General features: G+C 47.1%; 10 protein-coding genes. 9 read left to right on the top strand and 1 reads right to left on the bottom strand.

Translation table 11 applies throughout. The annotated features are described in order from the left end of the window. Positions 1 to 68: 68 nt before the first annotated feature. The 7 genes from gntK to gyrB all read left to right on the top strand — a co-directional run bounded on the left by gntK (position 69) and on the right by gyrB (position 8,730). Positions 69 to 1,616 (top strand): gluconokinase, encoded by a 1,548-nt coding sequence (gene gntK / locus ACQSGY_RS21010; protein WP_289376238.1) that lies wholly within the window; start codon positions 69 to 71, stop codon positions 1,614 to 1,616. 726 nt (positions 1,617 to 2,342) lie between these two features. Continuing rightward, complete coding sequence (dnaA, locus tag ACQSGY_RS21005; RefSeq protein WP_111272516.1) at positions 2,343 to 3,689, top strand: chromosomal replication initiator protein DnaA; 1,347 nt, start codon at positions 2,343 to 2,345, stop codon at positions 3,687 to 3,689. Between the two features lie 232 nt (positions 3,690 to 3,921). Continuing rightward, positions 3,922 to 5,064, top strand: a complete 1,143-nt coding sequence (gene dnaN, locus ACQSGY_RS21000; RefSeq protein ID WP_111272517.1) for a DNA polymerase III subunit beta — start codon at positions 3,922 to 3,924, stop codon at positions 5,062 to 5,064. Between the two features lie 16 nt (positions 5,065 to 5,080). Further along, positions 5,081 to 5,296 (top strand): S4 domain-containing protein YaaA, encoded by a 216-nt coding sequence (gene yaaA, locus ACQSGY_RS20995; protein ID WP_282446313.1) that lies wholly within the window; start codon positions 5,081 to 5,083, stop codon positions 5,294 to 5,296. Positions 5,297 to 5,355: 59 nt separating this feature from the next. Then, a complete protein-coding gene (gene recF / locus ACQSGY_RS20990; RefSeq protein WP_188594033.1) occupies positions 5,356 to 6,468 on the top strand; it encodes a DNA replication/repair protein RecF in 1,113 nt (370 codons plus the stop codon). Between the two features lie 13 nt (positions 6,469 to 6,481). Beyond that, positions 6,482 to 6,730, top strand: a complete 249-nt coding sequence (gene remB / locus ACQSGY_RS20985) for an extracellular matrix regulator RemB (RefSeq protein WP_090923610.1) — start codon at positions 6,482 to 6,484, stop codon at positions 6,728 to 6,730. Positions 6,731 to 6,819: 89 nt separating this feature from the next. Further along, entirely contained in the window at positions 6,820 to 8,730 is a 1,911-nt protein-coding gene (gyrB, locus tag ACQSGY_RS20980) for a DNA topoisomerase (ATP-hydrolyzing) subunit B (RefSeq protein ID WP_111272520.1), read from the top strand. A 62-nt stretch (positions 8,731 to 8,792) separates the two neighbouring features. On the opposite strand, the gene ACQSGY_RS20975 is transcribed toward gyrB, so the two are convergent. Next, positions 8,793 to 9,785, bottom strand: a complete 993-nt coding sequence (locus ACQSGY_RS20975; protein ID WP_427180469.1) for a YheC/YheD family protein — start codon at positions 9,783 to 9,785, stop codon at positions 8,793 to 8,795. 427 nt (positions 9,786 to 10,212) lie between these two features. Here ACQSGY_RS20975 and gyrA point away from each other — a divergent pair, with 427 nt between their 5' ends. Continuing rightward, positions 10,213 to 12,771 carry a DNA gyrase subunit A gene (gene gyrA, locus ACQSGY_RS20970; RefSeq protein WP_427180467.1) on the top strand — a complete coding sequence of 853 codons (2,559 nt, stop codon included), beginning with the start codon at positions 10,213 to 10,215 and terminating at the stop codon, positions 12,769 to 12,771. A 226-nt stretch (positions 12,772 to 12,997) separates the two neighbouring features. Next, positions 12,998 to 14,110: an HD-GYP domain-containing protein gene (locus ACQSGY_RS20965; protein ID WP_427180466.1), complete on the top strand. Its 1,113-nt coding sequence runs from the start codon at positions 12,998 to 13,000 to the stop codon at positions 14,108 to 14,110. The last annotated feature ends 238 nt before the right edge of the window (positions 14,111 to 14,348 follow it).

Genomic DNA, 14,348 nt, shown 5'->3' with positions numbered 1-14,348 from the left:
ATCTGTTTAATTGCAGTCTTATCTTCAACAATAGGTTCTCAGTTCTTTAAAGAAAGAGGGATCTCTCTATGACCAACTATATGATTGGAATGGATATCGGCACTACCAGTACCAAATCCGTGTTATTCACAGAGCAAGGCGAGGTGATCACGACCTCCACTCAGGAATATCCGCTCTACACCCCTGCACCGGATGTAGCCGAACAGGACCCCGAAGAGATCGTGCAGGCAGCTATTCGCTCGGTACGCGGCGTAATGAGCGAGAGCCAGATTTCGGCTGATCAGGTTCTCTTTGTATCCTGCAGCTCGGCCATGCACAGCGTCATTGCCATGGATCAGCAGCATCAGCCGCTGACACGCTGCATTACCTGGGCAGATAACCGCAGCGCAGCCTGGGCGACTAAACTGCAGGAGAATGGCGTTGGCCATCAGATCTATCTGCGTACAGGCACACCCATTCATCCGATGTCACCCCTGACCAAATTGATGTGGCTGCGCCATGATGAGCCTGAATTATTCCAGCGCACGGCAAAATTTATTTCTATTAAAGAGTATTTGTTCTTCCGCCTGTTCGGGCAATATGTTGTCGATCATTCTATTGCCTCCTGCACCGGGCTGCTTAATCTGGAGCAGCTGGACTGGGACAAGGAAGCTCTTGATCTTGCAGGCATTACAGCCAATCATCTGTCAAAGCTTGTACCAACCACCTATACAATAGAGGGAATCCATCCCGAATCGGCTGAAAAAATGGCCCTCTCCCCCTCTACGCCCTTTGTCATCGGCGCAAGTGACGGGGTTTTGTCTAACCTTGGTGTCAACGCGATTGAACCAGGTGTTGTCGCTGCAACAATTGGTACCAGCGGAGCGATTCGCACCGTCGTTGATCGCCCTGTAACCGATCCAAAGGGCCGGACCTTCTGTTACGCCCTGACCGAAAATATGTGGGTTGTAGGCGGACCTGTGAATAACGGTGGCATGCTGTTCCGCTGGGTACGGGATGAGTTCGCTGCATCCGAAGTGGAAACGGCCAAGCGTCTTGGCATAGATTCCTATGACGTTCTGACCAAAATTGCAGAGCGTGTCGCGCCAGGCTCCGAAGGACTGCTCTTTCATCCGTACCTTTCTGGCGAACGCGCCCCGCTCTGGAACCCGGATGCCCGCGGCTCGTTCTTTGGGCTGACACTTCACCATCAGAAGCAGCATATGATTCGTTCTGTGCTAGAAGGCGTAATTTTCAATCTCTATACCGTCCTGCTGGCAATGGAGGAGCAGATTGGACAGCCAACCTCGATACAGGCTACCGGTGGGTTCGCACGCTCTCCGTTATGGCGGCAGATGATGTCCGACATCTTTAATCAAGAGGTCGTTGTGCCCGAGAGCTTCGAAAGCTCCTGTCTCGGCGCTGTCGTGCTCGGCCTTTACGCTACAGGTCGAATCAAGTCCCTGCACGCCGTCTCCTCTATGGTAGGTACAACTCACCGGCATACACCGATCAAAGAGCATGCCTCCATCTATCGGGAGCTGCTGCCGATCTATATTCGTATTTCACGCAAGCTGGAAGAGGAGTATACAGATATCGCAGCTTTCCAGCGCAAAATGTCTATGCCTCATATCTAAAAAGAGGAAGGCCCCGCAGCCCAAAATCGGCTGCGGGGCCTTCCTCTTTTTGATCATTTCCCTACCTCACTCGAATGCAGACACCTGTGTCCGGCACCAGGCCCGCCTACCTCTTTTTTCAAAATACGTCCTCTTTACCCGACCCTCGACCAATCAATATAGATGCTATTTGAACAAAAACAACCATGGAAATCATCATACTTCTACTCGTAGGCACCTCATGATGGTGAAAGGCACATCCCATGCATTCGCTCATTTTACATATGCCCAGTTCATCACAGTCTTCAATTTATCCACAACGAGGTTATTCACATTCACAGATCACTTTTGCACACAAACCCGCATCTTTCGACGGATATCCTGTGTATAAAATAATTTGTCCTATTGGGTCATTCTGTCGAAACTTAAACAATTTATAAACAATATATTGTGTTGTGACTAAAAATTATACACAAGTTATTGAATTTGTGGATAAAATCTCGCGATACGTTGAAATGCGGGGCTTCTTTTGCTATGATTGTATTACTTTTGGATGTGAATATGTGATCTGACCTATAATATTATCAACAGCCTGTGGATAAAGTTGTGAACAATTTTCCGTTGTTCATTCTTTTTTTGTTTTTGACCTGCGGGGGTTTGGGGATAAATTCCGGCAATATATCTCGTATTTCGACACTGCATCATGGCTTAAGCCACACTTGGAACATGTAAAAGGAGTGACAGTCTGTGGACAGCCATACTTCTGATTTATGGCAGCAAATTTTATCAATTATACAAAACAAACTCAGCAAACCCAGCTTCGACACCTGGTTCAAAGCAACGAAAGCAACCAAGCTGAATGATCAGACGATCGTGATCTCCGCCCCAACCACGTTTGCCGTCGAATGGCTGGAGAGCCGTTATACCAAACTGGTCGGTTCGACGGTCTATGAGCTGCTTGGCAAACAGGTCGATGTGAAATTTGTCATCGAAGAGAACAAACCTGTAGAGCCAGACCCTCAGCTGCCTGCGCCTACGCCAACGGTCGTTCAGGAAGAAGCGGTGCTCAGCATGCTGAATCCAAAATATACGTTTGATACCTTTGTCATCGGGCCGGGCAACCGTTTTGCCCATGCCGCATCGCTGGCGGTCGCTGAGGCGCCCGCGAAAGCGTACAATCCTCTTTTCCTATATGGAGGAGTTGGACTTGGCAAGACCCACTTGATGCACGCAATAGGACATTATATTTTGGAGCATGATCCGAGCAGCAAGGTGGTTTATTTGTCATCTGAGAAATTTACGAACGAATTCATTAACTCGATCCGGGACAATCGCGGGGAAAGCTTCCGCAACAAATACCGGAGCGTAGATATTCTGCTTATTGATGATATTCAGTTCCTGGCCGGAAAAGAATCAACGCAAGAGGAATTTTTCCATACGTTTAATGCGCTGCATGAGGAACGGAAGCAGATCATCATCTCCAGCGACAGACCACCGAAGGAAATTCCAACCCTGGAGGAGCGGCTGCGCTCCCGGTTTGAGTGGGGTTTGATTACGGATATCCAGCCTCCGGATCTGGAGACACGGATTGCCATTTTGCGTAAAAAGGCGCGTGCGGAGAATCTCGATATTCCGAATGAAGCGATGATGTATATCGCGAACCAGATCGATACGAACATTCGAGAGCTTGAAGGGGCGCTCATTCGTGTCGTTGCATACTCTTCACTGACCAATCAGGACGTAAGCTCCCATCTGGCCGCTGAAGCCTTGAAGGATATCATTCCTTCCAGCCGTCCAAAAATGATCACAATTCAAGACATCCAACAAAAGGTCGGCGAGTATTACAGCCTCAAGCTTGAAGACTTCAAAGCACGGAAACGGACAAAAGCTGTTGCTTTCCCGAGACAGATTGCAATGTATCTTTCTCGAGAACTGACTGACTTTTCTCTGCCCAAAATCGGGGAAGCTTTCGGAGGACGAGATCATACCACCGTCATTCACGCCCATGAAAAGATCTCTCAAGCGATCAAGAACGATCAGGATCTCTATAAAGTTATCAACAACTTAACCGAAAAAATTAAGAATCCAACCTGAACAAGTCCCAAGCCTATGCACAACGTGTACACATGTGGATAGGCTTAATTTTATGGGTTTAACCCTACTTATCCACATATTCAGTGCCCCTATTACTATTATTACTATAAAGATCTAAAGATATCTTCTCCAAAAAGCCGTCGCAAAGCACGGCCTTCGGCCTATCGATAAACACCTTTTCAAGACCAAACCAGAACAGGCTCAACCCAAAAAATCCGCTAGGAGTGAAATCATGAAAATCAGCATAATGAAAAGCTATCTTAACGAGTCCATTCAGCAAGTATCCAAAGCAATCTCCAGTCGTACGACGATCCCCATTCTGAGCGGTATCAAATTCGACGTGAATCACCAAGGTGTGACGTTGACAGCAAGTGACACGGATATATCCATTCAGTCATTTATCCCGCTTGAAGAGGGAGACAAAAGTGTGGTTCAGGTGGAGCAACCAGGAAGTGTTGTGCTGCCAGCCAAGTTTTTCGTTGAGATCATCAAAAAGCTGCCTTCGCAGGAAGTCCATATGGAGGTCAAAGAAAATTTCAACACCTTTATCTCCGCAGGCGCTACCGAAATTCAGCTCGTTGGTCTGGACCCGGAGGAGTTCCCGGTGCTGCCAAGCATTGAAGAGAATCAAACGGTATCCATTCCTGGCGATCTGCTGAAAAATATGATCAAGCAGACGGTATTCTCTATTTCTACCCATGAAACGACACCAATTCTGACAGGGGTACTATGGAGCCTGGCGGATAACGAGTTGAAATTTGTGGCAACTGACCGTCACCGTCTTGCTACACGCTCGGCAATGCTGGATAATGCAGAGGGCATCCGTTTCAACAATGTGGTTATCTCGGGTAAAACGCTGAACGAGCTGAGCAAAATTGTGCCAGATCAGAATACGCTTGTGGATATCGTTGTTGCAGACAATCAGGTATTGTTTAAAATTGACCGCGTATTGTTCTATTCCCGCATTTTGGACGGAACATATCCGGATACTTCTAGAATTATTCCAACGTCCTACAAAACAGAACTTGTTTTGGATACAAAAAAATTAAGTGAATCGATTGACCGGGCTTATTTGCTGTCGCGTGAGGAAAAAACAAACATTGTTCGCATGCAGACGATGGACTCCGGCACGATTGAAATATCCTCCAGCTCCTCTGAGCTTGGTAAAGTAAGAGAAGAGATTGAGCCTGCTGAATTTACGGGTGATCCGCTCAAAATCTCGTTTAACTCCAAATATATGCTTGATGTGCTGAAAGTTGTGGAAAGTGAACAGCTGATGATTGCCTTCACCGGTGTCATGAGCCCGATCATCCTTAAACCGCTGGACGACAGTCACAGCCTGTACGTCATCCTGCCTTACCGGACGACCAATTAACGAAAGGAAGATCATGATGAAACAAGTATCCATCCGTACGGAATACATCAAGCTTGACCAATTTCTAAAACTTGCAGATTGCATCCCCACTGGAGGCATGGCCAAAGCGATACTGCAGGAAGGGCTTGTACGTGTGAATAAAGAGCCTGAGGAACGTCGTGGACGGAAGTTATACCCTGGGGATATCGTAGAGGTGGACGGAGAAGGCACATTTGAAGTGGTTGCCGAATAGAAGAACCAGGGTGCAATCCGGCTGCCTCCTGACGGACGGGAAAAAAGGGAGGTTACCGCGTGTTTGTGAACAGCATAGAGTTGCAGCAATTCCGCAATTATGAACATCTGAAGCTGGATTCATTTGGTCCCGTCAACCTGTTGATTGGACAAAATGCTCAAGGCAAGACCAATCTGGCCGAGGCTATTTTTGTGCTTGCACTCACCAAGAGCCATCGCACCTCCCGAGATAAGGAACTGATCCGATTTGGCGAGGACCGTTCACGACTTACAGCTGAGGTCGACAAAAAATACGGAGCAGTCAAACTGGAGCTTTCCTTGTCGCAGCAAGGCAAAAAAGCAAAAATCAACGGGCTGGAGCAGCGAAAATTAAGTGATTTTGTCGGGTCACTCAATGTGGTGATGTTTGCTCCCGAGGATCTGGAGATCGTCAAAGGCACACCGGGGGTACGCCGCCGGTTCCTTGACATGGAGATCGGGCAAGTGGCTCCAGGTTATCTGTACCACCTGCAGCAGTATCAAAAGGTGCTGGTGCAGCGGAACAATCTGCTCAAGCAGCTGTGGGGCCAAGGGGCATCTGCCCAGACGATGCTGGAGATCTGGAACGAGCAGCTGGCAGAGCATGGTGTTAAAATCGTCAAAAAAAGGAAACAATTCATAAAGAAACTGCAAAAGTGGGCTGAAACGATACATCAGGGCATTACCGGTGGCGGTGAAGTCCTGCGCCTGGCCTACCTTCCCTCCTTCAGCGAAGCGGCTGAGGAAGATGAAGCTGTCTTAATGGATCAATTTATGATAAAATTATCACAAATGAAAGAGCAGGAGATTCGCCGAGGCACAACGCTAAGTGGGCCGCATCGGGATGACCTGTCCTTTTTCATTAACGAACGGGAAGTACAAACGTATGGCTCTCAAGGGCAGCAGCGCACTACAGCGTTGTCTCTTAAGCTTGCGGAAATTGAACTGATTCATGAAGAGATCGGAGAATATCCGGTGCTTCTGCTGGATGATGTGTTATCCGAACTCGATCCTTTTCGCCAAACCCAACTGATCGAAACATTCCAAAGCAAGGTACAGACCTTTATTACCGCTACGGGAATTGAGAGCCTGAACGTTGACAAGCTTAAAGATGCCAGTATTTATCACGTTCATGCCGGACAGGTGGAACGCTAAGGAGTGAGGGCTTATGTACATTCATCTGGGCGGAGAAAAAATCATCCGTTCTTCCGAACTGGTAGCTATTTTTGATATATCCATCGAAAAATCTTCAAAAATATCGAAGCAGTACGTTACACATGCCGAACAGGAAAAAACCGTCGAGCATATCGGCGAAGAGGAAGCAAAGTCCATTGTAGTGACGAAAAATATCGTGTATTATTCACCGATTTCCTCCGCTACGCTCAAGAAGCGTGCTCACCATTTTCCTGATCTCTAGTTTTATTGCAAGAGAGAACTTCGGTGCTGCTTATATTTTTAAGTTAACGCATATTCAAGATATTGAATCTATAGAAGTAGGTGAAAGGCATGTCTATGAATCAACCGTCATATGATGCGAATGAAATTCAGGTCCTTGAAGGACTGGAAGCCGTACGTAAACGTCCGGGGATGTACATCGGTTCCACCAGTGCCAAAGGTCTGCATCATCTGGTCTGGGAAGTAGTGGACAACAGTATCGATGAAGCGCTGGCGGGTTACTGTGATCATATCGAGATCAACATCCACGAAGATAACAGCGTAACCGTTGTGGATAATGGACGGGGAATTCCGGTTGGCGAACATGCCAAAATGAAACGTCCAGCTCTCGAAGTTGTTATGACTGTTCTCCATGCGGGCGGTAAATTTGGCGGCGGCGGGTACAAGGTATCCGGTGGTTTGCACGGTGTAGGTGTATCTGTTGTTAACGCGCTGTCCGAAAAAGTGGTAGTTACCGTTAAGCGTGATGGCCATATCCATCAGCAGGAATATCGCCGTGGTGTTCCGCAGTATGATCTTAAAGTCATCGGTACGACAGATGAGACGGGAACAACGGTAACATTCCATCCTGACCCGGAGATCTTTACGGAAACGACTGTATACGATTACGACACACTGCTGACACGTGTCCGCGAGCTGGCTTTTCTGAACAAAGGCATTGGCCTGACTCTGACAGATGAGCGTACAGGTGCAACCAATTCCTTCATGTACGAAGGCGGGATCATCGAATATGTATCCTTCCTGAATCAGAAGCGCGAGGTGCTGCACGAGAATCCAATCTACGTTGAAGGTGCGCGGGATAACATTCAGGTAGAAGTTGCCCTGCAGTACAATGACAACTACACCGAGAATATTTATTCTTTTGCCAACAACATCAACACCCATGAGGGTGGAACGCATGAATCCGGCTTCAAGAGTGCGCTCACACGGATTATTAATGACTATGCCCGCAAGTCGGGTGTAATTAAAGATAGCACCGGCAACTTGTCTGGTGACGATGTACGGGAAGGTCTGACGGCCATTATCTCGGTCAAAATTCCGGAACCGCAATTCGAAGGACAGACCAAAACCAAGCTCGGAAACAGTGAAGTGCGTGGTATTGTAGAATCTTTGTTCGCAGAGAAGCTGCAGGAGTTTCTGGAAGAGAATCCTTCCGTATCCCGTCGCATTTTGGAAAAAGGCTTGCAGGCAGCTCGCGCCCGTGAAGCGGCGCGTAAAGCTCGTGAGTTGACACGCCGTAAAGGTGCGCTGGAAGTCAGCTCCCTGCCAGGTAAACTGGCGGACTGTTCATCCAAGGATGCGTCCATCAGCGAGTTGTACATCGTCGAAGGAGACTCTGCCGGCGGTTCCGCCAAACAGGGGCGTGACCGTCACTTCCAGGCTATTTTGCCACTGCGTGGTAAGATTCTGAACGTGGAAAAGGCACGTCTGGATCGTATTCTCGGCAACGCTGAGATTCGTGCAATTATCACTGCCATGGGAACAGGGATCGGAGATGATTTCGATATCTCCAAAGCACGTTATCACAAAATCATTCTGATGACCGATGCCGACGTCGATGGTGCTCACATCCGAACACTGCTGCTGACCTTCCTGTATCGGTACATGCGCAAAATCATTGAGGCTGGATATGTATATATCGCACAGCCGCCGCTTTTCAAGATTGAGCGCAACAAGGTGATTCGTTATGCGGGCTCGGAGAAAGAGCGTGACGAGATTATCGCTTCCCTGGGAGAGAACGCCAAGTACAACATCCAGCGTTACAAAGGTCTGGGCGAGATGAATGCCGGACAGCTGTGGGAAACAACGATGGACCCGGAAAGCCGCACGATGCTGCAAGTATCCATCAGCGATGCGATGCTGGCAGATGCCATGTTTGATACATTGATGGGGGATAACGTTGAACCTCGTCGTGATTTCATTCAGGAAAATGCAAAATACGTGAAAAACCTCGATATTTAATGGATTTGCGAAGAGGCGCCTGTGAGGGCGCCTTTTTTATATTATGAGTGGTATGCGCTTATTTATCTGGCAGTCCGTCGTTTAAGGGCAGAAGCCTGCGCTTTTGAAACTTTGGAAGTTTTCTTTTTTGTTTTACTCTTCTTGGAAGCGGGCAGACGTCCATAAGCAATCGCATAACGTTTGATCTTGCGATAGGCCTCTTTGTCAGGCAACAGACCAAAAGCGTAGATGCCAGGCAGCGTATTGACCTCCAGAATCCAGGGGCGGCCTTGATCATCAAGTGCAATATCAATGCCGATCTCCTTAAGTCTTGGAAAGGTGCTCTGCAGCTGAACTGCGGTATGAATCCCGAGCCGATACAATTCATGCTGCAGCTTTTGAAATTGATCCTTTTTGAGCTGAGGGAGTACCAATTCTTCAAACGTGGCGAGCCTGCCTCCCCCGTGAATGTTTGTGATGATTTTCCCTGGTGCAGCGATTCGGCCCAGAATACCTGTCGTTTCCCAGTTATGCTGCAGGTTTTTCTGAGTTAATACACGCAGATCAAAAGGCAAATCTTCATGTTTCATCAAAGGAATGCCCTGCTGAATGATATAGTCACGCTGCTGGATGCGTTTGTTTATTGCTTGTTCCAGTTCATCAAGAGAATGAAAGACCTGCTCCTCTGTTCCATGCTGGAGATGATAGGTGAGAAGCTCAAGCTTGCTTGGTTCGGATGGTTCAGCAGTGGTGGAATGTTTAGCTTCTGTAGTTTCTGTAGTTTCTGTAGTTTCTGTAGCTTCGGATTCTTCAGACAGTTCAGCATCGTTTGTCTCGTTTGCCGTTTCTTCAGGTGCAGAAGCTGCGAGAGTGACCCGTGTTGTCTTCACACGCATTACGCCGTTGCCATACGTTCCGCGGTCCGGTTTGATATAGTTGGCCGGGAACAGCTCGGTCATCCGTTCCAGTGCTTGCCGGCTGTATTTTCGGGTCACGGGTATATATTCATTTACATGACGACTGCGCTGAAGGACAGTTGTTTTGACCCATTTGCTGGAGACGCGCTGGATACTCAATGTGCATCAGTCCTTTCTTGTTTTGATCGGCTCGTCTGAGAGGCTGCATGCAGAAAATCAAAGGACAAGAGACGATTTCAGTGGTATAATAGAGGAATATGGCGTTTTGTGCTGTGGGCTGCTAAACTTGTAGTTTGTTTGCCAGCTGGGAACGGCTCCAGCCTTAAATTAGACAGTGCATATGCCGCTTTTCTAGCATTGTATGTGGTTTTGGAGAGGAAGGCAGGGCTAATCCCCAGACTCACATAAGTTCCCGGAAGAAAGGCTATTGCCCAGCAGACGTTTAATTGTGTAACTTTTGTGAAAGTAATATAATAAAGAGTAGCGTTCTTGCGCGGTTGTAGCCTTGTTAGGCTTTTCACATATATTATTTTTTTCGAAATGATTGATTTGGAACGTTGGTTAAAGGACAAGAAGGAGGTCCAGCATGGCGGAAGAAATGAACTCGCAGATTAAAGATCGGGATATTGGCGTCGAGATGCGTGAATCGTTTATGGATTATGCGATGAGCATCATTGTGAGCCGTGCCTTGCCTGATGTGCGTGACGGATTGAAGCCGGTTCATCGGCGCATTCTGTATGCAATGTCGGAACTCGGTATGACACCTGATAAACCTCATAAAAAATCGGCCAGAATCGTCGGCGAAGTTATCGGTAAGTATCACCCTCACGGTGACTCTGCGGTATACGAGACGATGGTACGGATGGCTCAAGATTTCTCCCTGCGTTATATGCATGTGGATGGACACGGTAACTTCGGTTCAGTTGATGGCGACATGGCTGCAGCGATGCGTTATACCGAGGCGCGTTTATCCAAAATCGCAATGGAAATGCTCAGGGATATCAACAAGGATACAATTGATTTCCAACCGAACTATGATGGTGAAGAAAATGAACCGGTAGTTCTGCCGTCTCGTTTTCCTAACTTGCTTGTTAACGGTGTCGGCGGTATCGCTGTAGGTATGGCTACCAATATTCCTCCTCATAATCTGGGAGAGGTTATTGACGGCGTACAAGCGATGATCAAAAATCCGGATATTACATCCATGGAACTGATGGACTATATTCAAGGACCGGACTTCCCTACATCGGGTTATATTCTGGGACGTTCAGGCATTCGCCAGGCTTACCAGACTGGACGCGGATCGGTAACGATGCGTGCCAGAACGAATATTGAAGAGAACAACAATAAAGCTCGCATCGTCGTTACTGAGCTTCCGTATCAGGTGAACAAGGCAAGACTTGTTGAGAAAATTGCTGAGCTGGTACGTGACAAAAAAATCGACGGAATTACGGATCTGCGTGATGAATCTGACCGTAACGGTATGCGGATTGTGATCGAGCTTCGTCGGGACGTCAATCCTGGCGTGGTGCTGAACAACTTGTACAAGCATACATCGATGCAGTCCACGTTCGGTATTAACATGCTGGCGATTGTGAACAAAGAACCGAAGATTCTGAATCTGCGTGAAGTATTGTATCACTACCTTCAGCACCAGATCGAGGTTATTCGCAGACGTACCCAGTTTGAACTGAAAAAAGCAGAGGCTCGTGCTCATATTCTGGAAGGCTTGCGTATTGCACTGGATCATATCGACGAGATCATTGCTTTGATTCGTTCATCCAGCAATACAGATGCCGCTAGAGAAGGTTTGATTGAGCGCTTCTCTCTCAGCCACGATCAGGCTCAGGCCATTCTGGATATGCGTCTGCAACGTCTGACAGGCTTGGAGCGCGAACGGATCGAGAATGAATACAACGAATTGATGGTCAAAATTCGCGAATATCGTGAAATTTTGGCTAATGAACATCTTGTGCTTGAGATTATCAGTACAGAGCTTCAAGAGATTCGTGAGCGTTTTGGTGACGATCGCCGTACCGAGATCACGGTGGGTGAAGAAAGCATTCTGGATGAGGACCTGATTCCACGTGAAGAGGTTATCATTACGATTACACACTCGGGTTACGTGAAACGTTTGCCGGCATCGACATACCGCAGCCAGAAACGTGGAGGGCGAGGTGTAGTAGGGATGGATACGAAGGATACCGACTTTGTCGAGCATCTATTTGTAACCAATTCTCACAACTACCTGATGTTCTTTACGGATAAAGGTAAGGTATATCGCTTGAAAGCTTACGAGATTCCAGAACTTGGACGTACAGCACGCGGAACACCGATTATCAATCTGATTCAGATTGAACAGGGAGAGTCCGTCAATGCGGTTATTCCGGTTCAGGAATTCGAGAGTGACAAGTATCTGTTCTTTGCGACACGTCAAGGTGTAGTGAAGAAAACACCACTTGAGGATTACACAAACATCCGTAAGGGTGGTCTGATTGGTATTTCCTTGCGTGATGATGACAGTCTGATCGATGTGAAGCTGACAGATGGCCAGCAGGAGATTATCATGGGTACAGCTCACGGGATGTCCATTCGTTTCTCGGAAGGCAATGTTCGTTCCATGGGACGTAGTGCTACCGGGGTTAAAGGTATCACGCTAGATGATCAAGATGCAGTTATCGGAATGGATGTTGTCGATGCTGAACTGGATGTATTGATCGTTACGGCCAAAGGATACGGTAAACGTACACCAGTCAGTGACTATCGGATGCAGACTCGTGGCGGTAAAGGGATCAAAACGATCAATGTTACCGAGAAAAACGGTGCTGTGGTTAGCCTCAAAATGGTTAAAACGGAAGAGGATCTCATGATCATTACGTCCAGCGGTACGTTGATTCGTATGAGCATGGACGGCATCTCGACGATGGGTCGTTATACACAGGGTGTGAAGCTGATTCATATCCGTGAGGAAGATGCTGTTGCCACCGTTAGCCGAATTGATAAAAATGAAGAAGAACCAGATGAAGATAACGTTGAAGCAGCGGAAGCTGGAGTATCCTCTGATTCAGAGTCAGGGCTGGAAGAAGGGTTGACGTCCGAAGCAGAGGCCGATGTTCAAGGTGAGGATTCAGGTTCAGAAGAATAATATAATTATCTTGTCCTAAATTGTGAAGAAGATTGAAAACAAGATATGGAAGGGCTCCCTTTGGGGAGCCTTTTTAGTATGGAGAAACGAAATGAAGGCAGGCTCCAAAATCTAGGATGTACAGCCTGTTTCCTGAGTAATATAATGGGAAATAACATGAGAAACCGGGACTATGGTCTTGTATTGTCATCATCTTTAAGAAGAACGATGAGTGAGGGGAATCAGTATGGGATTAATTACCCTGTCCGAAGTGAAACCGGGGTTGAAACTGGGAAGTGATGTGCAGACATTACGCGGCAATGTGCTGCTGCAAAAGGGGAAAATCATTTTACCCAAAGATGTGGAAGTGCTCAGAGCCTTTATGATTCATCAAATTGATATTGAACAGGAGAAGGTAGCGGCTGGCAGCAACAGTTCTTCAAAAGGGGTGGCTGGAGCATCGGGGACAGCAGCTGTTGCAGAGAAGAGTGGGGAACGCAATGGCACACTTGTCTCAGCACCCGTGAGTACACTGCAGGATGAATACGAGAAGATGGTTACCTTGACCAAAAAAGCTTTCCTCTCTTCCCTGGCTGCCGAACTGCCTGTTTATGAGCTAAGAACACAGCTGGAGACGCTCTTTTTACACCTCAAGCAGTATAATGTGCTTACCTTCAGCCCTCGTGTGATGAAAGAACATGATTATATCTACCATCATGCTGTTTTGAGTGCCATTACTTCTTATCAGCTGGCTCAATGGGTAGACCTTCCTTCGAAAGATTGGATGCAGGTTGCCTTTGCAGGATTGTTTCATGATATCGGCAATAACAAAGTTGATCCGCAGATTCTGCATAAACCCTCTTCTCTGACTGTGGAGGAGCAGGAAGAGATCAGACAGCACACCAAGTATGGTTATCAGATACTCAAACAAGCTAAAGCAATTAACGAGGGAGCCAGACTGGCAGCATTACAGCATCATGAAAAGGTAGATGGATCAGGTTATCCGCTGCACCTTACCGGCACACAGATTCATATCTATGCGAAAATTGTAGCTATCGCGGACATTTTCCATGCAATGACACTGGAACGAATCTATCGTAAGGCACAGTCCCCGTATCTGGTACTGGATCAGATTCAAAGCGAGGCTTTCGGTAAACTGGACCCTTCAATTGTGAATACTTTTGTACAGCGTTCCACCCAGATTCATAATGGCATTCGAGTGAAACTGAGTAATAATCAGATTGGGGAGATTATTTTCTCCGATCGTGACCATCCGACTCGTCCTATGGTATCTGTGGAGGGAACGATCATTAATCTTATGCAGCAGAGACAGTTATATATACAGGAAGTGCTCGGTTAGCAACTAACGAGTGTTGAAATGGTTGTAGGCCTCCTCAGAGACGGGGAGGTTTTATGTTTGTCACGTTATTCTTTAGTAAAGAGATATAATGAGATCATATATTGCTCTCCAGCGTCAGGTAATCGATTAATTTTAAAAATAACACTTGCATTCATATTCTATACATGGTATATTCTAATTCCGGCCAAGAAAACACAGTTTACACGGTGCGGCAAGCAACTTACAAAAAAGCTTCGAA

This window comes from Paenibacillus sp. TC-CSREp1, assembly GCF_050171015.1.
Lineage (GTDB): Bacteria > Bacillota > Bacilli > Paenibacillales > Paenibacillaceae > Paenibacillus > Paenibacillus silvae.
This window is presented reverse-complemented; position numbering and strand designations above follow the sequence as displayed.

Bases quoted from the DNA above. Each gene is read 5' to 3' on its own strand.
- gntK (WP_289376238.1), top strand. From the start codon at position 69: ATGACCAACTATATGATTGGAATGGATATCGGCACTACCAGTACCAAA.
- dnaN (WP_111272517.1), top strand. From the start codon at position 3,922: ATGAAAATCAGCATAATGAAAAGCTATCTTAACGAGTCCATTCAGCAA.
- yaaA (WP_282446313.1), top strand. From the start codon at position 5,081: ATGAAACAAGTATCCATCCGTACGGAATACATCAAGCTTGACCAATTT.
- remB (WP_090923610.1), top strand. From the start codon at position 6,482: ATGTACATTCATCTGGGCGGAGAAAAAATCATCCGTTCTTCCGAACTG.
- gyrB (WP_111272520.1), top strand. From the start codon at position 6,820: ATGTCTATGAATCAACCGTCATATGATGCGAATGAAATTCAGGTCCTT.
- gyrA (WP_427180467.1), top strand. From the start codon at position 10,213: ATGGCGGAAGAAATGAACTCGCAGATTAAAGATCGGGATATTGGCGTC.
- ACQSGY_RS20965 (WP_427180466.1), top strand. From the start codon at position 12,998: ATGGGATTAATTACCCTGTCCGAAGTGAAACCGGGGTTGAAACTGGGA.